23 protein-coding genes are annotated in these 22,874 nt (G+C 34.4%); 20 read left to right on the top strand and 3 right to left on the bottom strand.

Translation table 11 applies throughout. From position 1 onward, the window contains the following. The first annotated feature begins 11 nt into the window (after positions 1 to 11). From NSR03_RS11815 to add, 10 genes are all read left to right on the top strand, one after another. A complete protein-coding gene (locus NSR03_RS11815) occupies positions 12 to 740 on the top strand; it encodes a phosphoadenylyl-sulfate reductase (RefSeq protein WP_064783286.1) in 729 nt (242 codons plus the stop codon). Between the two features lie 162 nt (positions 741 to 902). After that, a complete protein-coding gene (locus NSR03_RS11810; protein ID WP_285848524.1) occupies positions 903 to 2,759 on the top strand; it encodes an assimilatory sulfite reductase (NADPH) flavoprotein subunit in 1,857 nt (618 codons plus the stop codon). 20 nt (positions 2,760 to 2,779) lie between these two features. Next, positions 2,780 to 4,489: an NADPH-dependent assimilatory sulfite reductase hemoprotein subunit gene (locus NSR03_RS11805; RefSeq protein WP_340719235.1), complete on the top strand. Its 1,710-nt coding sequence runs from the start codon at positions 2,780 to 2,782 to the stop codon at positions 4,487 to 4,489. Positions 4,490 to 4,512: 23 nt separating this feature from the next. After that, the gene (cobA, locus tag NSR03_RS11800) at positions 4,513 to 5,286 is read left to right on the top strand and encodes a uroporphyrinogen-III C-methyltransferase (RefSeq protein ID WP_002511920.1); all 774 of its coding nucleotides are present in this window, start codon (positions 4,513 to 4,515) and stop codon (positions 5,284 to 5,286) included. A gap of 14 nt (positions 5,287 to 5,300) precedes the next feature. Next, complete coding sequence (locus NSR03_RS11795) at positions 5,301 to 6,041, top strand: sirohydrochlorin chelatase (RefSeq protein ID WP_002511921.1); 741 nt, start codon at positions 5,301 to 5,303, stop codon at positions 6,039 to 6,041. Positions 6,042 to 6,077: 36 nt separating this feature from the next. Further along, positions 6,078 to 6,689 (top strand): NAD(P)-binding protein, encoded by a 612-nt coding sequence (locus tag NSR03_RS11790; protein WP_340719234.1) that lies wholly within the window; start codon positions 6,078 to 6,080, stop codon positions 6,687 to 6,689. Between the two features lie 25 nt (positions 6,690 to 6,714). After that, positions 6,715 to 7,620: a sulfite exporter TauE/SafE family protein gene (locus NSR03_RS11785; RefSeq protein ID WP_069813703.1), complete on the top strand. Its 906-nt coding sequence runs from the start codon at positions 6,715 to 6,717 to the stop codon at positions 7,618 to 7,620. Positions 7,621 to 7,642: 22 nt separating this feature from the next. Beyond that, a complete protein-coding gene (sat, locus tag NSR03_RS11780) occupies positions 7,643 to 8,821 on the top strand; it encodes a sulfate adenylyltransferase (protein ID WP_021339278.1) in 1,179 nt (392 codons plus the stop codon). Positions 8,822 to 8,839: 18 nt separating this feature from the next. Beyond that, entirely contained in the window at positions 8,840 to 9,439 is a 600-nt protein-coding gene (cysC, locus tag NSR03_RS11775) for an adenylyl-sulfate kinase (protein ID WP_002506138.1), read from the top strand. A 454-nt stretch (positions 9,440 to 9,893) separates the two neighbouring features. Beyond that, the gene (gene add / locus NSR03_RS11770) at positions 9,894 to 10,868 is read left to right on the top strand and encodes an adenosine deaminase (RefSeq protein ID WP_002506137.1); all 975 of its coding nucleotides are present in this window, start codon (positions 9,894 to 9,896) and stop codon (positions 10,866 to 10,868) included. Positions 10,869 to 10,921: 53 nt separating this feature from the next. On the opposite strand, the gene NSR03_RS11765 is transcribed toward add, so the two are convergent. Next, the gene (locus NSR03_RS11765) at positions 10,922 to 11,524 is read right to left on the bottom strand and encodes a class I SAM-dependent methyltransferase (RefSeq protein ID WP_002506136.1); all 603 of its coding nucleotides are present in this window, start codon (positions 11,522 to 11,524) and stop codon (positions 10,922 to 10,924) included. 253 nt (positions 11,525 to 11,777) lie between these two features. Here NSR03_RS11765 and NSR03_RS11760 point away from each other — a divergent pair, with 253 nt between their 5' ends. Both NSR03_RS11760 and NSR03_RS11755 read left to right on the top strand, forming a co-directional pair. Next, complete coding sequence (locus tag NSR03_RS11760) at positions 11,778 to 12,959, top strand: FtsW/RodA/SpoVE family cell cycle protein (protein WP_069821194.1); 1,182 nt, start codon at positions 11,778 to 11,780, stop codon at positions 12,957 to 12,959. A gap of 51 nt (positions 12,960 to 13,010) precedes the next feature. Next, the gene (locus NSR03_RS11755; protein WP_231111864.1) at positions 13,011 to 13,538 is read left to right on the top strand and encodes a phosphatase PAP2 family protein; all 528 of its coding nucleotides are present in this window, start codon (positions 13,011 to 13,013) and stop codon (positions 13,536 to 13,538) included. Between the two features lie 318 nt (positions 13,539 to 13,856). Here the strand turns inward: NSR03_RS11755 and NSR03_RS11750 are convergent, their stop codons facing one another. Further along, on the bottom strand, positions 13,857 to 14,642 hold the full coding sequence (locus tag NSR03_RS11750) for a VLRF1 family aeRF1-type release factor (RefSeq protein ID WP_002506133.1): 786 nt from the start codon (positions 14,640 to 14,642) through the stop codon (positions 13,857 to 13,859). A gap of 248 nt (positions 14,643 to 14,890) precedes the next feature. Here NSR03_RS11750 and NSR03_RS11745 point away from each other — a divergent pair, with 248 nt between their 5' ends. From NSR03_RS11745 to NSR03_RS11715, 7 genes are all read left to right on the top strand, one after another. After that, entirely contained in the window at positions 14,891 to 15,289 is a 399-nt protein-coding gene (locus NSR03_RS11745) for a hypothetical protein (RefSeq protein WP_002506132.1), read from the top strand. Between the two features lie 12 nt (positions 15,290 to 15,301). Next, on the top strand, positions 15,302 to 15,661 hold the full coding sequence (locus NSR03_RS11740; RefSeq protein WP_236582924.1) for a general stress protein: 360 nt from the start codon (positions 15,302 to 15,304) through the stop codon (positions 15,659 to 15,661). Positions 15,662 to 15,682: 21 nt separating this feature from the next. After that, positions 15,683 to 16,579, top strand: a complete 897-nt coding sequence (locus NSR03_RS11735; protein ID WP_069821193.1) for an ABC transporter ATP-binding protein — start codon at positions 15,683 to 15,685, stop codon at positions 16,577 to 16,579. Between the two features lies 1 nt (position 16,580). Next, positions 16,581 to 18,170, top strand: a complete 1,590-nt coding sequence (locus NSR03_RS11730) for an ABC transporter permease (RefSeq protein ID WP_069821192.1) — start codon at positions 16,581 to 16,583, stop codon at positions 18,168 to 18,170. Between the two features lie 449 nt (positions 18,171 to 18,619). Continuing rightward, positions 18,620 to 19,567, top strand: a complete 948-nt coding sequence (gene hemH, locus NSR03_RS11725) for a ferrochelatase (RefSeq protein ID WP_064783280.1) — start codon at positions 18,620 to 18,622, stop codon at positions 19,565 to 19,567. A 13-nt stretch (positions 19,568 to 19,580) separates the two neighbouring features. Continuing rightward, complete coding sequence (locus NSR03_RS11720; RefSeq protein WP_069821191.1) at positions 19,581 to 21,062, top strand: catalase; 1,482 nt, start codon at positions 19,581 to 19,583, stop codon at positions 21,060 to 21,062. Positions 21,063 to 21,082: 20 nt separating this feature from the next. Next, complete coding sequence (locus NSR03_RS11715) at positions 21,083 to 21,406, top strand: PH domain-containing protein (protein WP_002506126.1); 324 nt, start codon at positions 21,083 to 21,085, stop codon at positions 21,404 to 21,406. A 115-nt stretch (positions 21,407 to 21,521) separates the two neighbouring features. Here the strand turns inward: NSR03_RS11715 and NSR03_RS11710 are convergent, their stop codons facing one another. Then, entirely contained in the window at positions 21,522 to 22,256 is a 735-nt protein-coding gene (locus NSR03_RS11710; protein WP_069821190.1) for a glucose 1-dehydrogenase, read from the bottom strand. Positions 22,257 to 22,400: 144 nt separating this feature from the next. Between NSR03_RS11710 and NSR03_RS11705 the strand changes: the two genes are divergently transcribed. Beyond that, positions 22,401 to 22,835 carry a MarR family winged helix-turn-helix transcriptional regulator gene (locus tag NSR03_RS11705; protein ID WP_002506124.1) on the top strand — a complete coding sequence of 145 codons (435 nt, stop codon included), beginning with the start codon at positions 22,401 to 22,403 and terminating at the stop codon, positions 22,833 to 22,835. Positions 22,836 to 22,874: the final 39 nt, after the last annotated feature.

Genomic DNA, 22,874 nt, shown 5'->3' with positions numbered 1-22,874 from the left:
TGAACCCATTAATGTCAGAGGAAAAAATAACATATGAGCACTTTAAAATCGACGCTTTTAATGACTTAGATATTTCAGATGAAACTAAAGGTGCACGTCAGGTTATCGCATGGGCGTATGAAATGTATGGTGATTCAATTGTTTATGCATGTAGCTTTGGTGCAGAAGGTATGGTTTTGATTGATTTGATTCATAGTGTTAGAAAAAATGCTGAAATCGTATTTTTAGATACAGATCTTCATTTTCAACAAACCTATGATTTAATCGATAGAGTGAAAACACGTTATCCAGAACTAAATATCAAGCTTAAAAAACCAGAATTAACTCTAGATGAACAGGCTGACCAGTTCAATTCAGCACTTTGGAAGAATGATCCTAATCAATGTTGTTACATACGTAAAATTAAGCCACTGGAAGAAGTGTTATCAGGTGCTACAGCTTGGGTTTCAGGATTGCGTAGAGAGCAATCACCAAGTCGTCAATTTACAAATTATGTAAACAAAGATGAAAGATTTAAATCAGTAAAAGTGTGCCCACTTATTCATTGGACGTGGGATGATGTATGGCATTATATTAAAAAACATGATTTACATTATAATGAACTACATGATTTTAATTTTCCGAGTATTGGCTGCATACCTTGTACATCAGCAGTTTCAACTTCTGGAGACTCAAGGGAAGGTAGATGGAGTAATTCTAACAAGACAGAATGTGGTCTTCATACGACTGAAAAACCATGATTTAGATTAAGATTCTTTTTTTTTACTATTAATCCTTAGTATACACATCGGACATGTATAGAATTAAACCATTATTTATATAACAACTATATTATGTTTAATTTATAGAATTGTCTTTAAGAAATACAATAGCATTAGAAAGATTAATCAACATTTTTACAAATGGTATACAAAACAAAAAGAGGTGAACTTGCGGTGAATTTATCTGTATCAAATAGTCCATTTAATGAGCATCAAGCAGACCAACTCAATCAGGTCGTTAGCATTTTAACCACAGAACAAAAAGTTTGGTTGAGTGGTTATCTTTCAGCATATCAAAACACTTTAGTCAGTGATGCTGAAGCACCACAGCAAGTAGCAGAATATGTATTAAATAGTGAGTCAGAAGACAATATTGATAGAAATATTACAGTGCTTTATGGCTCAGAAACTGGTAACGCGCAAAGTTTGGCAGAAATTTTTGCAGATCGATTAGTAGAACATAACTACACTGTGAAATTGACTGCAATGGACGAATTTAAACCTAAAGACTTGAAAAAAGTAGAAGATTTATTTGTGATTTCAGCTACGCATGGTGAAGGTGATCCACCAGATAATGCACTTACATTTCATGAATTTTTACATGGTAGAAAAGCCCCTAAATTAGAAGGTGTACGTTATTCAGTACTTGCCCTTGGAGATGAATCATATGAGTTCTTTTGCCAAACAGGTAAAGACTTTGATGCTAGATTGTCAGAATTAGGCGGCGAACGTTTAGTAGCAAGACATGATTGTGATTTAGATTTTGATGAGCAAGCAGAAATCTGGATGAATGAAAATATTCAACAACTCAACCAATCATCCAGTCATAAAGAAACAGTAATACTAGCAGAAACAGCACAGGATACAAAAGAAAAGCGCTATTCCAAGTCAAATCCATATGAAGCAGAAGTCTTGGAGAACATTAATTTGAACGGTCGAGGATCTAACAAAGAAGTAAGGCATATTGAGTTTTTACTAGATGACTATGGTGAAGCATATGAGCCAGGTGATTGCTTAGTCGTAGTGCCACAAAACAATCCTAATCTCGTGGCATTACTTATTGAGACTTTAGGTTGGCATGCGCAAGACGAAATTCCTATTAATTCCAATGGTGACAAGCTAACACTTGAGGAAGCATTACGAGACCATTTCGAAATTACTAAATTAACAAAGAATTTAGTGCTAAAAGCCTCTACATTATTTGAAAATACGACATTAACCGAGCAAGTAGAGGATGCGTTATGGATACAGTGTTACATAGAAGGTCGGGACTTAATCGATTTATTAAGAGATTTTCCGCCGAATCAATTTGATTCACAGTCATTACATCAATTGTTAAGAAAGTTACCACCACGAGAATATTCTATTGCAAGTAGTTTTCAAGCAAATCCAGATGAAGTGCATATTACAGTCGGTGCAGTAAGATATGAGGCTCACGAACGTCAACGTGATGGTGTTTGTTCCGTACAATTAGCCGAACGCTTACAGCCAGGAGATAGTATACCGATTTATTTGAAGAAGAATCCTAATTTTAAATTTCCATTTAGCGAAGAAACGCCCGTTATAATGATTGGCCCAGGTACTGGAGTTGCACCGTTTAGATCATATCTTCAAGAGAGAGAGGAACTAGGATTAACTGGTAATACATGGCTGTTTTTCGGAGAACAGTACTTTACTACAGATTTTTTATATCAAACAGAATGGCAAACTTGGTTAAAAGATGATGTATTAAGCAAATTAGATGTAGCGTTTTCACGCGATTCAGAAGAAAAAATTTATGTGCAACATCGTATTGCTGAACAAAGTGCAACATTTTACGAATGGATAATGAATGGCGCTGCATTATATATATGTGGTGATGAAAAACAAATGGCTAAAGATGTCCATGAAACGATTCGCTACGTATTAGAACAAGAAGGCGGCATGTCTGAAACGGATGCTGAAGCGTATCTTACACAAATGAAAAAAGAAAAACGTTATCAAAGAGATGTTTATTAAAAGAGAGGTAGGGATGATGTATGGCTGAAACGAATGTAAGCTTTTCTGACAAACTAGATGAATTAGAACGTATCAAAGAGCAGAGTAATTATCTCCGTGGCACGATTGTTGAAGGTTTAGCAGATAGAATTACTGGCTCGATTACAGAAGATGATACAAAACTTTTAAAGTTTCATGGCAGTTATATGCAAGACGACCGAGATATTAGAGATGAACGTCGCAAGCAAAAATTAGAACCGGCATACAGTTTCATGATTAGAGTACGCGCGCCAGGTGGTGCTTCAACTGCTGAACAGTGGATTGCGATGGATGATATTGCGAATACTTATGCCAATGGAACAATCAAACTTACGACAAGACAAGCATTTCAATTTCATGGCATTTTAAAGAAAAATTTAAAAAGTTCTATGCAAAGTATAAATCAGGCATTACTAGATTCTTTAGCAGCTTGTGGTGATGTCAATCGTAATGTGATGTGTAATCCAAATCCTTATCAGTCTCATGTACATGGAGAAATTAATCAAATTGCGAATGACATTAGTCGACACTTGTCACCGAAGACGCAAGCCTATCATGAAATTTGGTTAGATGGTGAGAAAGTATTAGATACGAGTGATGCAGAACCTGAGCCATTGTACGGTAAAACGTATCTTCCACGTAAATTCAAGATTGGTATTGCAGTACCACCTTCAAATGATATCGATGTTTATTCACAAGATGTTGGTTTGATTGCCATTATAGAACAAGACGAACTCGTCGGTTTCAATGTAACGATTGGTGGTGGCATGGGAATGAAACATGGCAATACAGCTACCTATCCTCAATTAGGTCGGCTGATTGGCTATTTTCCTAAAGCAGAAGTTGTGGACGTTTGTGAAAAAATATTAACGATTCAACGAGACCATGGTAATCGTGAAGACCGTACGAACGCACGTTTTAAATATACAGTAGATCGCAAAGGCGTAGAGTGGGTTAAAAATGAATTAAACGCACGTCTTGGATGGCAATTAGAAAGTGAGCGACCATATCATTTTGACCATAATGGAGATCGCTATGGTTGGACAGAAGGCAGCGGTAAATGGCACTTCACGCTATTTATACAAAATGGTCGGGTCAAAGATACGGATGACTATAAATTAAAAACAGCGTTAAGGGAAATTGCTCAAATTCATAAAGGTGATTTTAGACTAACTCCTAACCAAAATTTAGTAATTGCACATGTTTCTGATAGTGAAAAGCCAAAGATAGAAAAAATCATCTCAGAATATAGTCTGACAGATGGCGAACATTATACAGGATTAAGACGAAATTCTATGGCATGTGTTGCTTTTCCGACTTGTGGTTTAGCGATGGCTGAATCCGAACGTTATTTACCATCACTTATTGGAAAAATCGAAGAATTATTAGACGAAGCAGGCTTAAACGACGAAGAAATTACGATTCGAATGACAGGTTGCCCTAACGGATGTGCCAGACCTGCATTAGCAGAAATTGCATTTATAGGTAAGGGGCCAGGAAAATATAACATGTACTTGGGTGGCGGCTTTACAGGTGATCGATTAAATAAGCTTTTTAAAGAAAATATAGCAGAAGCTGAGATTTTAGAAAGCTTAAGACCAATATTAATACAATATGCGAAAGAAAGAACCGAGGGTGAACATTTTGGTGATTTCGTCATACGTGCAGGTATCGTAGACGAAGTTACAGATGGTCAAGTATTCCATAGCTAATAAATTGAGAAGGTGGTGGCAAGATGGGCAAAGTATTTTTAGTAGGCGCGGGTCCAGGAGATCCTGATTTAATCACTGTAAAGGGATTAAAAGCGATTCAACAAGCAGACATCATTTTATATGATCGACTAGTAAACAAACAGTTATTAAGTCATGCATCGCCGAAAGCGAAGTTTATGTATTGTGGCAAAGATCCTCATCGTCATTCTTTACCACAAGAAGATACGAATAAATTGTTAGTGAATTTTGCGAAAAAAGGTCAAACCATTACAAGATTAAAAGGTGGAGATCCTTTTATTTTTGGAAGAGGTGGAGAAGAAGCAGAAATTTTATCGGAACATCAAATTCCATTTGAAATTGTGCCAGGTATTACATCAGGTATCGCAGCACCTGCATATGCAGGTATCCCTGTTACACATAGAGATTATAGCTCATCTGTTGCCTTTGTTACAGGTGTGATTAATAAGAATATAGATAAAGATTCGTATTGGAAACATCTTGCGCTCGGTCCAGAAACACTGTGTATTTATATGGGTGTCAAAAAATTACCAGAAATTAGTGAACTATTGATTAAACACGGACGTCCCATTGATACACCGGTCGCTTTAGTTCAGCTTGGTACATCAGAGAATCAAAAGACAGTGGTTGGTAACTTGATGAACATTGTTGAAGTTGCCAAAGATATTGAAAACCCAGCAATGATAGTCGTAGGTGAAGTGGTCAAATTAAGAGAACATATCAGTTGGTTTGAAGCGGGGCAATCACAAGCGTCACTTGCGAATTTAACATATCAATAGAGGGAGGGCTTAGTATGCGAGGCGTCTTATATGTCAGCCACGGTAGTAGAGTAGATGAAGCTGTTAAAGAAGCTGTGAACTTTATTGAATTAGTTAAAAATCAAATCGATGTGCCGTTACAAGAAACATGCTTTTTAGAACTAACACAGCCTAACTTGTCACAAGGCTTTCAGCGATTAGTCAATAAAGGAGCAACTGAAATTTCTGTGATACCCGTACTTTTACTAAGTGCAGGACATTATTTCAAAGATATACCAAAAGAAATTCAACGAAATCAGCAAATGTACCCACATGTCAAAGTTTTTTATGGAAAACCATTAGGAGTACAACAACGCTTAACTGAAATACTACATCAAAGAATTGAAGAAACACAGATGACACCTAATATAGATGCGAAAGTATTGATCGTAGGTAGGGGGAGTTATAACCCTCAAACACAAAAAGATCTCTCAACGATCAAAGCGCAGTTACAAGATATAAATATTAATTTAGACATCGAAGTGTGTTATTTAGCTGCGTGTGGGCCTTCATTTGAAGAAGCACTTCAAGATGCAGTCAATAAAGCGCATTCACAAATATTTGTAGTTCCATATTTGTGGTTTACAGGTATTTTAGAACGTCATATAGCAACAACTATAGATGAATATCACGGAGAGCATGGCATTGTACTGTGTGACCGACTTGGCAACCATAGTCATTTACAAATTGCATTGAAAGAACGTGTAGAAGAAACATTTGAAACTGTAAACCAGTAACAGTCTTAATTACTCAAGATAGTAAGGAGTGACATAATGCCATTGATTCCGCTCATGATTGATATTTCAAACAAGAAAGTCTTTGTAATTGGCGGCGGTAATGTTGCAGAACGAAGAGTGGATACTTTAGTCGATTATGCCAAAGACATTCATGTGATTAGCCCCACTATTACTGAAAATTTGAAAGATATGGTACAGCGCTCAGCAATCAAATGGAGTGAAAAATTATTTGAAATTAACGATATCCAACAAGCAGATTTCATTGTTGTAGCGACAAATAGCGCATCTACAAATCAATGTGTATTGCAACATAAACCAAATCACGCAATGATAAATATGGCTGGAGCAGCGACCTCAGGTGATGTGGTATTTCCAAGTATATTACGGCGTGGCAAGTTGACATTAAGTATTTCTACAAACGGTGCAAGCCCAGCGCTTACCGCACAAATTCTCGCTGAATTTCAACAACAGTTTACGAGTCGTTATGAAATGTATGTAGATTTCTTATATGAATGTAGACAACGCGTTAAACGTAGTTCGTTATCTTCATTAGAAAAGCAAAGATTTTTAAAATCAATTTTAGCAGATCGTTATTTAGAAAAAGATAACCAAAGAGATGTGGTTAAATGGCTTGATTCACTGAACTAAACACAATTCGGAAGGAGTATGACACATGTATAAGTTATTTATCTTCGCACTTGCAGGATTTCTCGCACAATTGATAGATGGTTCCCTTGGTATGGGATTCGGTGCATCTTCTTCCTCAATATTATTAACTTTCGGTATAGCGCCAGCAATTGCATCTGCAACGATTCATTTTGCTGAAGTTGCTACAACTGCTGCTTCTGGCACAGCACACTGGAAGTTTGAAAATGTGCACAAGCCGACAATGATTAAATTAGCAATTCCAGGCGCAATTACAGCATTTATTGGAGCGGCATTTTTAAGTCATATACATAGTAATTTAATTAAGCCTTTTATTGCTGTGTTTTTATTAACTATGGGTTTTTATATTTTATACCAATTTTTATTTAAAAAAGACAACAAAATACAAAAAGATGCAAGTAAAATAGGTCGTTACGCTATGATTCCACAAGGCGCAATTGCAGGTTTCCTTGATTCAGTTGGTGGCGGGGGCTGGGGGCCAGTCAACACACCATTGTTACTAGCTCAAAAAAAGTTAGAGCCAAGATATGCAATTGGTACCGTGTCTGCGAGTGAATTTTTCGTGGCACTCTCAGCATCAATTAGCTTTATTATCTTTTTAGGTTGGAGTCAGATTAATTTAGGTTTAGTGGTGTCATTGAGTATTGGAGGATTAATTGCAGCGCCTTTCGCAGCTTGGCTTGTTAAAATTTTACCGGTGAATATCTTAGCGGTTTGCGTAAGTGGTTTGATTATCTTTACTAATAGTAGTTCTTTAATCAGCGTTTTTGAACCAACACCAGTAATATCTATAACAATTAAAGTATCACTTATTGTCATTTGGATTATTTTAATTACTTATGCTTTATATCAAAATAAAAAATTATCATTTTCAATTTCTAAAAATAAAGCAAATACGAATGAACTAGATTAAAACATAAAGGGAGTGTCTAAGTATGACATTAACAACAGAAACGATTACAAATACGATTGAAGCACATGGTGGAAAACTCATTAACAGAGAAGTGAGTGACTTACTAAAAAAAGAATTATTGGCGGAGTCGAAATCATTATCTGCTATTACGCTGAATCCTTGGAGTTTGTCAGATTTAGAGCTTATTGCTATTGGTGGGTTCAGTCCGTTAACAGGATTTATGAATGAAGCAGATTATAAAAATGTAGTAGAAGAGTTACATTTAAGTAATGGCTTAGTGTGGAGTATCCCAATTACCTTACCTGTAACTGAAGATAAAGCAAAGCAACTAGAGATAGGAACACGTGTCGCATTATATGGTGAAGACGAACATTTATATGGCGTACTTGAATTAGAGGAGAAATATACGTACGACAAAGAGAAAGAAGCGCAACATGTATATGGAACTACAGACGTTGACCATCCAGGTGTGAAGAAAGTATATGAAAAAGGGAATGTCTATCTTGCTGGACCAATCTATTTATTAGATCGACCAAAGCATGACGATTTTGTAGATTATCATTTAGATCCTGCTGAAACAAGACAATTATTTAATGACTTGAATTGGAAGACAGTTGTAGGATTCCAAACAAGAAATCCAGTACATAGAGCACACGAGTACATACAAAAAGCAGCTTTAGAATCTGTTGATGGTCTATTATTGAATCCATTAGTTGGAGAAACAAAATCTGACGATATTCCAGCTGCTGTACGCATGGAGAGTTATGAAGTCATTCTTAAAAATTATTACCCGGAAAATAAAGCACGCTTAGTCATTTATCCTGCGGCAATGCGCTATGCGGGTCCACGAGAGGCGATATTACATGCGACAGTGCGAAAAAATTATGGCTGTACTCATTTTATTGTTGGACGTGATCATGCTGGTGTAGGTGATTACTATGGTACGTATGAAGCCCAAGAGCTTATTACTAAATATGAAGCAGAATTAGGAATACAAATATTGAAATTCGAACACGCCTTTTACTGCAAAACTTGTGAAAACATGGCAACAGCGAAGACATGTCCACACGATGCTTCGTCACATTTACATCTGAGTGGTACAAAAGTCCGCGAAAAGCTTAAAAATGGAGAATCACTGCCTAAAGCATTTTCAAGACCAGAAGTAGCAGAAGTATTGATTAAAGGCTTGCAAGAGAAATAATTTAAAGGAGTGAAGTGAATGAACACATCTCAACATATTACATGGCACGAATCTGAAGTTAAAAAAGAAGAAAGACAACGCCGTAACGACCACAAAAGTGTATTGATTTGGTTTACTGGATTATCAGGGTCTGGTAAATCAACGGTGTCTGTTGCGTTAGAAAAAGCATTATTTCAACGTCAGATACATACGTATAGATTAGATGGAGATAACGTCAGACATGGACTTAACAATAATCTTGGGTTTAGTCCAGAAGACCGTACAGAGAATATTAGACGGATTGGCGAAGTAGGAAAGCTAATGGTCGATGCAGGGTTAATCACTGTTTCTGCATTTATTTCACCTTATCAAGCGGATCGTGACACGGTACGCAGTTTATTGCAAACGGACGAATTTATAGAAGTGCATACATTATGCAGTCTCGAGGAATGTGAAGCGAGAGATCCTAAGGGATTGTATCAGAAAGCTCGAAGTGGAGAAATTGCTGGATTTACTGGTATCAGTGCACCTTATGAAACACCAGAAACGCCAGAAATAGTCATAGATACAGAAAAAGAAAGTATCGAGCAATCTGTAAATAAAATTGTTAACTATTTGAAGCTGTATCAATATATTTAGATAGATGAATTAAATATTGTGGCGTGTTGATTAAAGTATTAAAAAAAGACAAAACACGAAAGGGGAATATGGTTGGAAATCTTAAATATAATTGCTTATAGTTTGCTTATTATATTGATCTTAGTAGTGTTTTGTGGTGTTTTCCTAGTAAATAAAGGACAAGATAGAAATTATTTTATGCTAGAGTTCAAAGTGATTGTCCTAATATTATTCACATGCTTTATAGGTTTAGGTATAACATTAACCATTTTGGGGTATTTTGGAAAACTATAATAAATTAAAGTGTATAAGCGATTTATAATTGATGAGCATCTGTCTTTAATGCGGATAGTTTTATGGTCATGTTAAAATAATCATGTTATAGTATATGAATTAATTTCTAATAAAATCTTTCTTTGTGTCTACAGCAAAATATAATTATAGTGACATATCGGAAGTAAGGAAGGTTTCAGACATGCATAAATCCATACAAGATATATCTAAAATAGAACTTCATTGTCATCTCGATGGCTCAACAAGTATAGCGTTAATAAAGCAACTTGCTGCTGAACAAAATATAACTTTAAAAGAATCCTATTTGCTCGTAAGTGAAAATTGTGAAAGCCTAGATGAATATTTGCAGTGTTTTGATGAAATATTAAAAGTGCTACAGACAAAAGATAGTCTCAAAAGAGCTGTCGTAGATGTTGCACAACAGGCAAGTAAGGATAATGTAAAGTATATAGAAATTCGCTTTGCACCGTTATTGCATACTGAACACGACTTGTCGTTAGCAGATGTATTGGAAGCAGTCGAAGCGGGTGTCCAACTTGCAACAGAAACGATGGATATCAAAATTAATTTATTGGTTTGTGCAATGAGACAGCATGAAGCTACAGTGAATGAAGCGCTTTTCGATTATCTTGAGCAGAGAGATAGTGAAGTGGTGCGTGGAATTGATTTTGCAGGTCCTGAAGCAGCATTTCCACCAGAAGATATTCGTACCACAATTCAATACGGTTTAGATAAAGGGTTTAATCTCACTTTACACGCCGGTGAATGTGGATGTATGCATAATGTTATGGAGTCTATTAAATTAGGCGCAAAACGTGTGGGTCATGGTGTTGCCATTAATGAAAATGAAGCAGCGTTACAAGAAATAAAGCGAAACAATGTGATGTTAGAAATGTGTCCGAAAAGTAATGTTCAAACGAAAGCGATAAAGGATTTAACAGAATTAAATATACCTTACTTGTTAGAACAGGATATTCCTTTTATTATTAACACGGATAATCGTACGGTCACTCAAACCTCACTAAATGAAGAATATGCGTTATTGATGAAACATCAACTTATTTCTATTGAACAGATTGAATTTATCAATTTAAGAGCAGTTCAATATGCCTTTTTGTCAGATGTTGAAAAAGAAAATTTAAAATCAGTGATGTAATTATACAAAAAGCGAACTTTCAACAGCTGAAAGTTCGCTTTTTGTATATTAAATTATGAACGGCCAGTTGCAATAAATAAACTCGCGTCTTTATTCATAAATATATTTTGACCTTCATAAAATGTGTGTGATTGGACATCCGTTAAGCCTAATTCAGTAAATAGTTGCTGGATATCCGTTTGTTCAAAGCCATTATAGACTTTTGGATGGTATACATTTTCATTCTTATTAAAATCAACAAGAACGAGCAGACCACCAGAATTTAATTTCGCACGTAATGCTGTTAATAACGCTTTGTAATCACCGCTGTGTAGTAATACTAAGGAAAGGAAAACTACATCATAGCTAGTATTAATCTGTGTTTCATCTGAAAGAATGTCACCTACATAAGCGTTAATATGTGTTTTACCTAGTTCAGAAATTTTGCTTTCAAACACCTCGATCATTTGAGACGCAGCATCCATCATTATGACTTCGTCAAAATGGTGCTCTATATTTAATGTTACTAGACCAGTGCCGCCACCATAATCTAATAACGACTGATACGAAGTGTTTTCGAATACCTTGTTTACCTCTGCTGCAATTGTATCAGCAAGATGTATTCTACTCGGGCCATCGTACTTTTTGGCAATTTGATCAAAACGGTCTTTATTCAAGTTAAAACTCCTTTGTTGAGTGAAATTATTAAAAAAATCATTCATTTATATAATAGTTATTATAGATATGTTAAGTCGTTAATAGAGTTTATCATAAGATGAAAAGTAGCACAATGCATATGATTTAAAGCAGCATATTTAATAATATGAGAATGTGTATAATCGAATCTTAGTTAGGTGAGCCTAAAGTATGATTGAGGGTATAGTAAAAATATGTTTTACTGGAGTCTATCAGTCATAATGAGGTGAAGTCATGAAGCGATTTTTAACAATGGCGCGTAGGCGTTTAGAAGGTTTAGATTTTAGTATGATTCTCTGTTTTATCATACTCGGTATTATAGGAGTAATGATGGTGTACAGTGCTAGTATGGTTTCTGCATCTAAGGGCGCATTAACAGGTGGCATACCTATTGAAAGTAATTATTTTATGAAAAGACAATTGCTTTTTTTGATTTTAGGTATAGTTATTATTATATTTATTGGTAGTTTTGTTAACATTAATGCTGTTAAAGAGCATAATGTACAGAAAATAATGGTGTTAGGTACATTGTTACTATTACTGATTACTGTGTTAATTGGTAAGGAAATAAACGGTTCCAAGAACTGGATTAATTTAGGTTTATTTAGTATTCAATCTTCAGAATTTTTAAAGCTAACCTCAATTTTTTATCTTTCTTATGTGATTAATCAACGTGTATCGAGTCGAAGGGATTATCAGTTGAAACATCTCATCCCACCACTAGGCATCATCGGTATTAGTCTATTACTTGTCTTAATGCAAGGGGACTTGGGCGGTACTTTATTAACAGTAGCGATTATTGCTTGCATACTTATTTATTCAGATTTAAAAAATAAGGTGAAAATTCAGATCATGGCAATTGCAGTGATTCCAATTGTATTTTATAGTATCTATACTTTGATTTTTGATGCTAAAAATATTTACAGATTAAGACGTATTCAAGTCATCCTTGACCCATTTAAATACGAAAAAGATGATGGGTATCAACTGACGAGTGCTTTAACAGCAATTGGAAATGGTGGATTTACTGGAAAAGGTCTAGGTAATGGCATTGCTAAACTAGGTTACTTACCAGAACCGCATACTGACTTTATTTTCACGGTTATTTCAGAAGAATTAGGTTTACTGGGTGTATTATTTATATTACTGATTTATGGCTTTATTTTAGTTAAAGGGCTTATATATGCAAATAAAACCACAAATCAATTTTATAAATTAATTTGCGTCGGTGTCGTAAGTTATTTATTTATGCAAGTGTTCATTAATTTAGCAGGAGTCTCGGGCATCATTCCTTTAACAGGGGTAACATTGCCGCTATTAAGCTATGGCGGATCATCTATATTGAGCATAAGTATCGCCTATGGAACGCTATTAGCAGTAGCTAGAAGAATTAATAACGAAAGGAAATTAAACTAAGTGAGAGACTATTTGAAAATGATTTTAATAAGTTTGTGCTTATTGATACTCATGATATGTATACATATAGATTTAACTGATCCATTAGATAATTTTATTTATCAATGGTTACATGGGACGATTAACTCTAACGGTGTCGTTGTATATCTTGAAATAATTTCTAATATATTTCAGCCGTTGCATTGTTTACTCATGATATTGGTGATTTTAATACTCGTATTTATTTATAATCAATTTAAGTTTTGGTGGTATGGATTTTGGTGTTTCAGTGTTTTGTTGATAGGTACATTTTTTAAATATATTATTCAACGACCAAGACCTGATATTAGTATAGATGGCTATAGCTTTCCGAGTATGCACGTGTTAAGTGTCTGTCTACTGGTGAGTCTCATATTATTGTTGAAAAATAATAAATGGTTAACTATCATCTGCGTATTATTGGTCATTTCGATTATCATTTCCAGAATTTATCTACGTGCACACTTTTTTACAGATACAATAGGTAGCATACTCATTATAGGGATTATGCTCCAAGCTTTGAAAGTGGGTAACGCAACCTCAACTCAAAACAATAGGTGACATTACTATCCATGTATAAAAACACCTTAACAAAAATAAATTGTTATTGATATGCCCCCCAAATTTAGGCTTAAAAAGCTAAATGTGAAGGGGGCATTTTTATATTGAAATACTATCAAAATGAATTGAAAAAATAGATATAATAATATTAATATATTCAGTTTCATAACTATGAACGAATCAAAAAAATTAAAAGGCTTGTCTCCTACAAAAATAAGGAAACAAACCCTTTAAATTATATGGTAAAGCAAAGTACAGATTTTAAAATTTAGTACATATTAAGGTTTTTTGTATATTGTGACTAGCATGATTTGAAGTTTATTCTTCCATTACTTTATTTATAATTTCTGTCGCATTTAAATTTAGTATATTACTTGGTGTTACTTGGTCAATGTTATGATTGAACATCGTTTTTAATTTTTCTACTTCTTCTTTTTCACCAGCTAAGTAAAGTTGGTGCCAACCTTTTTTCTTAGCATTTTTTTCAATAGTAGCTACTAAACTTTTGAACCAACGTTCTTGATTAGCTTTCACACGTTCTTTATATTCATCTCTTTGCGCGCCGCCTTGAGTTAAATCATCACCTTGTGGTCCAGAATGTTCTCTCCAATCATTAGTATCTAAATCTAGAGTGTAATAATCTTCGTCTACAATCGTACCAATTTCAGTTTCAATCACACGTGCTTTGTCTTGTTGTAAAACTAAAACACCCGTATAAGGATAGCTTTGTTGTAATGATTTTAGCTGATCTAATTTAGGTTTTGTATCCCATTTAAATTCTGTTTTTATAGAAATATTTACGTGCTTTTCGAACTTTAATGTCTCGTCGGCAGTCATAAACAAAATAAGACCTCTTTTTAAATTAGGTTCAGCGCCCTGTATTTCAGTTTCTACTTTATTGATAATGTCTTTAGCTTGGTTTTTTTCTTCATGATTGTCACTGCTTTTTGTTTTGTCTGATAAGTCTTTTAGGGCATTTTTTAATTCGATCTTCCACTTTGTCCCTTGTTCGGGACTAGTATCTAAATAAATTGAGAATACTTTCTGATTTCGTGACTTACCATCGAATTGTTCCAAGTTATTAATTTCTTCTTGTAAAAGCATTATATATCACCCTTCATAATTCTTACATACTATACATTTTGCCTTTTTTATAGAAGTTAAACTTTATATATTGTCAGATTGTATTAGTAAATAAGTATAAATTATTAATAGTAATCTTTTAAAACAATAAAAGTTAATTTTAAGATTTTAAAAGTGTTTAAAAGCGTTTTCAAAGGGAAAAATAACTGTAATGTTGGAAAATGTAAACTTAAATTGAAGATTCACATGAATAAAAGGGGGGACTATGTATGGCTACGCTACTATTTCTTGTAACGATACTTTTCATATTAGTCATTTATTTACTTGTTAAGCTAAAGTATACAAAGGATTTTAAAACTTCAAAAGGTAAGCGTCACAGAGAAAGACGAATTGAAGAGTTTGTACAAAGTGCCTATAAGATAGACAACTTAGAAGCGATACATCAAGGGCGTGCGCATCTCGAACTCATTTATAAACGTAAGACCGTAGATGTAAGAAAAGATCAAGTTATTTTTGTTGAAGATGAAGAACAAGAAAAGGTTGAAACGCAATTTAAAATGACAGATGACATGGTCAGAGATGAATTGTTCGATTTAATGTTAGAGAACACTTATTTTTATATAACTGAAAATCGATATAACAGTTTAATGATTAAGGCGAAAAATTAGTATCTTAATAAGTTGAAGTATTGGAAAGGGATGATTCGTATGGCACCTGTTGTGAAACCTTATACAAATGACTCGGCTTTAGTAGCGGATGTGAAGGCTTTAAAAGATAGAGGTATTGGTAGCCAAGATATATACGTGCTATCAAATGATAAAAATCGAACTGCAGAGGTTACTGAACAAATAAAAGTTACAGCAGTTGATTATAATGAAGTTGATATAGATGAAGATTTTGATTCAAAAGCTGAAGAATTAAAAGAAAAACTTAGCATATTAGGTGTGCCTTCTAGTGATGCAGAAACTTGTGATGCAGATATGAAAGAAGACAAGATAATTTTAATCGTTACTGATTTTAGAGTTAAAGGGCTGTTATAAATCGTGTAAAGGGTGGTATGTATGACCCTACTTAAAATTCATAATTTAACAAAACGCTTTGGTAAATTTTACGCTTTAGATGGTGTGAATTTAGAACTCAATGAGGGTGAAGTTTATGGTTTTATTGGACCAAACGGGGCTGGAAAATCGACGACAATTAAAGCAATATTAGGTATGTTGAAACCAACACAAGGTAATATTGAAATTTTTGACAAAAATGCGCTGAAAGATGCAGTCGCTGTGCATAAAGATCTCGCTTTTGTGCTTGGTGATGTCAATTTTTGGCCAAATTTAACCGGTGGAGAAATTATTGATTTCTTTCTCAATCTTCATCCTAAAGCAAATCACACTAGAAAAAATGAATTAATTAAACGCTTTGAATTAGATACTAGTAAAAAATGTAGTGCTTATTCTACGGGAAACCGTCAGAAAGTAGCATTAATTACTGCGTTTAGTATTGATGCAAAATTATATATCTTAGATGAACCTACTTCTGGCCTTGACCCTTTAATGGAAGAAGTTTTTCAAGAATGCATAAAAGACATTAAAAACAATAACAAAAGTGTACTACTCTCGAGTCATATTTTAAGTGAAGTTGAAAAATTGTGCGATCGCGTAGGTATTATCCGTAAAGGGAAAATGATAACTTCTGGGACTTTAGACGAGATGCGTCATCTTACACGTATGCAATTCACCGTTGAAAGTGGACAGCAATTAGGAACGTTAACACAAGTGACGGGTGTGAATAATGTGAGGCAAGAAGACAACACATATTATTTTGAAGTCGATTCAGATAAAATTTCTGCTGTAATTGAATATCTAAGTCGCTTCGAAATTAAAAAATTGGAATCTATGCCACCAACACTAGAAGCAATATTTAAACGATATTATGAAGCCACAGATGAAGTAGGTGAATGATATGAAACAATCATTTTACCAAACCTCAAAGTTATTTTATTTTTATGTAAAAAGAAATAGTAAAAAAATGATTTTATGGGTGGTCTTATTAACTGCTTTAACGTTAATGATTCCACCTGCTTTTGAGTCGATGTACCCGAGCCAATCTAAGATGAGTCCTATTATTGAAATGTCAAAAAACCCTGCGATGCAAGCGATGCTCGGTCCAGCTGATTTTGAACATGTAAACATTGGTGTCCTTTTTACGCATGAAATGACTTTATTCACAGCAATAATGGTAGCAATTATGAATATTTTGATAGTATCTCGAGGTACGCGTGGCGATGAAGAAGACGGTAGAATAATCATACTAACTGCTTTGCCTATTGGTAAACAAGCACCATTGATGGGCCACCTACTTCAGACTTTATTACTTAATGTCAGTCTAATGATATTACTTACATTAGGTCTAACGTTGTTAAGCGTTGATGGTATAGATTTAGTTGGGGCATTTTTATATAGTTCGGCTTTAGGTGTATTTGGTATTATGTTTGCTGCATTGACCATGTTAGTTGCCCAATTTGTATCATCAAGTAGTGAAACAACCGGTGTGAGTATCGCGCTATTACTCATCATGTATTTGGTTAGGGCGTTTGGAGACGTAGCCAACGAGACGCTATCTATGTTTTCACCGATGGGCTGGCTGTCTAGAACGTATGCTTTTTCAGAAGATTATTGGTGGCCGGTGTGGTGCATTTTAGGCATTACAGTTATCTTTGTTATATCTGCCTTTGTGTTAAATGGTTTGCGTGATATTGAAGCTAAATTATTACCACAGAAAAAAGGCAAGCAACATGCGAAATCGTACATGAAATCTCCACTAGGTTTACAAATAAAATTACAAAAAATGAGTTTTATATATTTTGCTATTGGGTTATTTATACTTGGTTTATCATATGGCTCTATTTTTGGAAATTTAGACGACTTTTTTAAAGATAATCCATTATTACTGTCTATGTTAGAAAATCCAAATGGAGATTACGTCAAACAATTTTTACCGCAATTAATGTTGGTGATGGCAATAATCAGTACGGTGCCTACACTGTTAGCTTTATTTAAAATAAAGAAAGCCATAGATAAAGAGTACGCGACGCTTGTATTAGCGAATCCGATTTCGCGTATCAAGTACTTATTGAGTTTTCTAATCATCAGTGTGGTGAATGCGGTAGTGATGATTTTTGTCGCAGGACTCGGTTTGTATGCTGGACAATTCTATTCAATGGATACGCCACTCGATTTTGACATGGTTATCCAATCAGCTATCGTCTATATACCAGCCATACTGAGTTTTGTTGGTATAGGAACTGTCGTAATTGGATGGGGCATAAAGTTAACGACTTTAGTCTATGCTTATCTTGCTTATACTTTTTTAGTGAATTATTTAGGTACTTTACTGAATGTGAAAGATTGGATGAAAGATATCACGCCATTTGAGCATATTCCAAGTCTGCCGATAGATGATTTTACAAGTGGGCCGATAATAACCCTTTTACTTATTTTCATTATACTGTGTGTCATAGGTGTGATCGGTTTTAACAGGAAAGATATATAATGACTATAATAAAAAATGATTTTGTATAACGGAAGAATTGTGATGTAAATTGAATATTATCGTTAAATAGAGTTGCCAAATTATTGGTAGCTCTATTTTGCTATATTACATATTATTTCATACTCGCTTGCCAAGGGCACAGCTACAGCCTGTATGTGTTCAATTCGGATTAAATTATTTAATGTGAGGCAGACGGCTACTACTTTCACTTTCTACATATAAAACATAGATTATTGCAAGAAAATAAAGTATAATTTCACAATTTAATAACAATGAAAAATAATGAAAACGCATAATTCATTATCACTTATAAGGATGTATTATCAATTCAAATGATTTATTAAATATTTAAATATAGACTTTAATCATTTTTGCGTTATAATAGATTATAATAATTACAAATAGATAATTATTGTAAAGAAGAGCGAGTTAGTGGAGGTGCACTTAACATGAAACGTGTAGCATTATTATGTATGTCCTATGGTACGCCATATAAGGAAGAAGATATTTTACCTTACTATACGCATATCAGACATGGACACGAACCAAGCCATGAAGCATACATAGATTTGAAAGATAGATATGAATATATTGGTGGCGTATCACCTTTAGCAACAACGACGGAAAAACAAGCAGAAACATTATGTTATACACTTAACTCAATGACGAATGACATAAGCTATGAATTATATATAGGTTTGAAACATATACATCCATTCATTGAAGATGCGATAGATGACATTAGTGCGGAGGGTATTGATGAAATCGTCAGTGTAGTTTTAACACCACATTATTCTTCATTTTCAGTAGAAATGTATAACCAACGCGCATCTCAATATGCAAATGAGAAAAATATTAAAGTAACTACATTGGATCAATTTTATAAAGAAGAGAAATTTATCCAATATTGGGTTGATTCAGTAAATACACAATTGAATTTAATACCTGAAGAAGCGCATCAAAAAACAGCAATTATCGTTTCGGCTCATAGTCTTCCAGAAAAGATATTGGAACATAATGATCCTTATCCAAGTCAGCTTGAAGAAACAGCACAGTTAATCCAATCACGAATTGGACATAACCATGTTTTTAACGGTTGGCAATCTGAAGGTAATACTGGAGAACCTTGGATTGGACCAGATGTGCAAGATTTAACTCAAACATTACATGAACAATATGATTATCAAAACTTTATATACGTTCCATTAGGTTTTACATGTGAACATTTAGAAGTCTTATATGATAATGATTATGAATGTAAAAAAGTTTGCGATGATTTAGGTTGTAATTATTATAGAGCTGAAATGCCTGGCTCAAATCAACTGTTCATTGAAAGTATTGCAAATGCAGTCATCAATAATTATAAAGAAAAGAATCACTTAACTGCGGTAAATTAAAGGAGATAATATAATGAGTAAAAAACTAACAGGATTATTTGGTGTACCAGTAGGAGATAGAGAAAATAGTATGACAGCAGGTCCTAGAGGTCCGCTTTTAATGCAAGATATATATTTCATAGAACAAATGGCGCACTTCGATAGAGAAGTTATTCCGGAACGTCGTATGCATGCAAAAGGTTCTGGTGCGTTTGGTACATTTAAAGTAACAAATGATATTACACAGTACACTTGTGCAAGTATTTTTTCTGAAGTTGGAAAAGAAACTGAAATGTTCGCTCGTTTTTCAACAGTAGCAGGTGAACGTGGTGCAGCTGATGCAGAACGTGACATTCGTGGCTTTGCATTGAAATTTTATACGGACGAAGGTAACTGGGATTTAGTTGGTAACAATACACCAGTCTTCTTCTTCAGAGACCCTAAATTATTCGCAAGTTTAAACCATGTTGTTAAACGTAATCCAAAAACAAACATGAGAGATCCTCAAGCAAACTGGGATTTCTGGACATTATTACCAGAAGCGTTACATCAAATTACGATAGTGATGTCAGATCGTGGTATTCCTAAAGGTTTCAGAAATATGCATGGCTTTGGGTCTCACACATACTCTATGTACAATGATAAAGGCGAGCGTGTTTGGGTTAAATTCCACCACAGAACACAACAAGGTATAGAAAACTATTCACCTGAAGAAGCAGCACAAGTTATAGCAAATGACAGAGAGTCTTCTCAAAGAGATTTATTTGGAAACATTGAAGAAGGTAACTTCCCTAAATGGAAAATGTACATCCAAGTAATGACTGAAGAACAAGCACGCAACCATAAAGGTAATCCATTTGATTTAACAAAAGTTTGGTATAAAGACGAATACCCATTAATCGAAGTAGGAGAGTTTGAATTAAACAGAAACCCTGAAAACTATTTCCAAGATGTTGAACAAGCAGCATTTGCACCAACAAACATCGTACCAGGGCTAGACTTTTCACCAGACAAAATGTTACAAGGCCGTTTATTCTCATATGGTGACACACAACGTTACAGACTTGGTGCTAACCATTGGCAAATTCCAGTAAACCAACCTAAAGGTGTAGGTGTTGAAAATATTTGTCCATTCAGTAGAGATGGTCAAATGAGAATTTTAGATAATAATCAAGGCGGTGGCACACACTATTATCCAAATAGTAACGGTGCGCTTGAAGACCAACCGCAATACAAAAAACCAGGCTTAGACATTCAAGGTCAAGCATTCGAATATGACTATCGTGAAGATGATGATAACTACTTTGAACAACCTGGTGAATTATTCCGTCGCATGTCACCTGATAAGCAACAAATATTATTTAATAATACGGCTAACGAAATGGGGCCAGTTACTGACCCACTTAAACACCGTCACATTAGACATTGTTATAAAGCAGATCCTGCTTACGGTCAAGGTGTAGCAGATGCTATGGGTATTGATATTAATACTGTAGACTTAGAAGTTGCAGACTAATTGAAAAGGTAGGTAATCGAATGATATTAGATAATATTAATCCAGAAGATTTATTTCCAACTGAGAAACAAGGTCCTTCCGTTTTAGGAAAAATGGAGTACCCTGTTCAAGGTGAAATCAAAGTATATGAGGCAGCTTATGTCGCAACAAATGAACGTCTTATTTTAAATGTTGATATGGATGGACAGTTTTACTATAGAAACATTAGATATGACGAAATTGAAAATATCGAATTAAATGATAATGTATTAACGATGCGCTTTAGCATTGGCACATTTTCATTAACAGATTTAAATAAAGATAATGCTGAAAAATTTGTTGCTTATGTAGAGCCTAAAAAATAGAATTAGCAATTTGATTTCAATAGATACTATGAATTATTATAAAACCCCTTCACAACCATTTAAATGGTTGTGAAGGGGTTTTTAATGTGTAAAACATTTGCTTTTCATAAGTTGTTTATAACGCAGTAAGACCGCCATCGATGACGAATTCAGAACCTGTAGAGTAACTCGCGTCATCTGAAGCTAAAAAGATGACCATATTAGATACTTCTTCTGTTAAAGCGATACGACGCATTGGAATAGTTTTCGCAAATTCTTCAACTGCTTCTTTAACGCCTTCTTGTTCAATCATAGGTGTTTGAATCACACCCGGATGTACTGAGTTTACACGTATATTATATGGTGAAAGATCACTTGAAGCAGCTTTCGTCATACCCCGAACTGCAAATTTTGTATCTGTGTAACCAATAGCACCACCGACAAGTCCATTCATAGAAGATATGTTAATAATTGAACCGTGTTGTTGTTCTTTCATAGTTGAAGCGACTGATTTCATACCTAAAAATACAGACACTTGATTGATGTTTACAATTTTCATATAACTTTCTAAACTGAGCTCTTCTAAAGGCGTGTTATAAGTAATGCCAGCATTGTTAACTAAGACGTCTATTTTGCCCCATTTATTGATTACCGTATCTACTACATTTTGCCAATCTGCTTCATTAGAAGCATCATGTTTAATAAAAAGTGCACTTTCCCCAAGTTCTTGTGCAACCTCTTGACCGAGCGTTTCATTGATGTCAGTTATCGCGACTTTTGCACCTTCATTCAATACTTTTTCTGCGTGCATTTTCCCCATACCTTGTGCTGCCCCAGTAATAATTACAACTTTATTGTCTAATCTTTTCATAAATAACATCCTCCCAATTTCTATTTCTTATTATATAATTTAACAGTAAATACATTAAAAGTTAAATATTTAGGTTTAAGTATTTTACTGCTAAAGTAAATTTATATATACTATTGTTATATCAACATATATAGGAGGGATATCATGGAAAAGAATAATTTTTTCGAACTCATTCATACTGCTGAGTTATTTAACGATGCGACAATGACACTTTTTTTGAAACAATTTAATATGAATGTCAATATTTCACAAATTATTGCCTTATCTAAACTTAAGGAGCATGGAGCGCAAAAACCATCAGCGCTTGCGCAGTCCCTTGGCTATACTTCAGGAGCAATTACCGGTTTGACAAACAAACTCGTTAAAGAAGGTTACATAGTAAGGGAACACCAAGAAGAAGATAGACGTTCCATTTTAATTACTATTACTGCAAAGGGGTTGGATGTGTTAGAAGAGGCTCAAAAACAAGGTCAAGCAATGAGAAATGACATTTATTCAGTATTGAATGATGATGAAGTGACACAACTACTTAATATTCAGAAGAAACTTTATAGTCATGTAAAACAAATGAATAAATAACATTTTGTAAGTAACCCAATATAAAAAACGAAAGTGTGA

It is taken from the genome of Staphylococcus sp. FSL W8-1207 (assembly GCF_038003745.1).
GTDB classification, from domain to species: Bacteria; Bacillota; Bacilli; order Staphylococcales; family Staphylococcaceae; genus Staphylococcus; species Staphylococcus equorum.
Note: the sequence above shows the minus strand (reverse complement) of the source record. Positions and strands in the feature narration are given on the sequence as shown.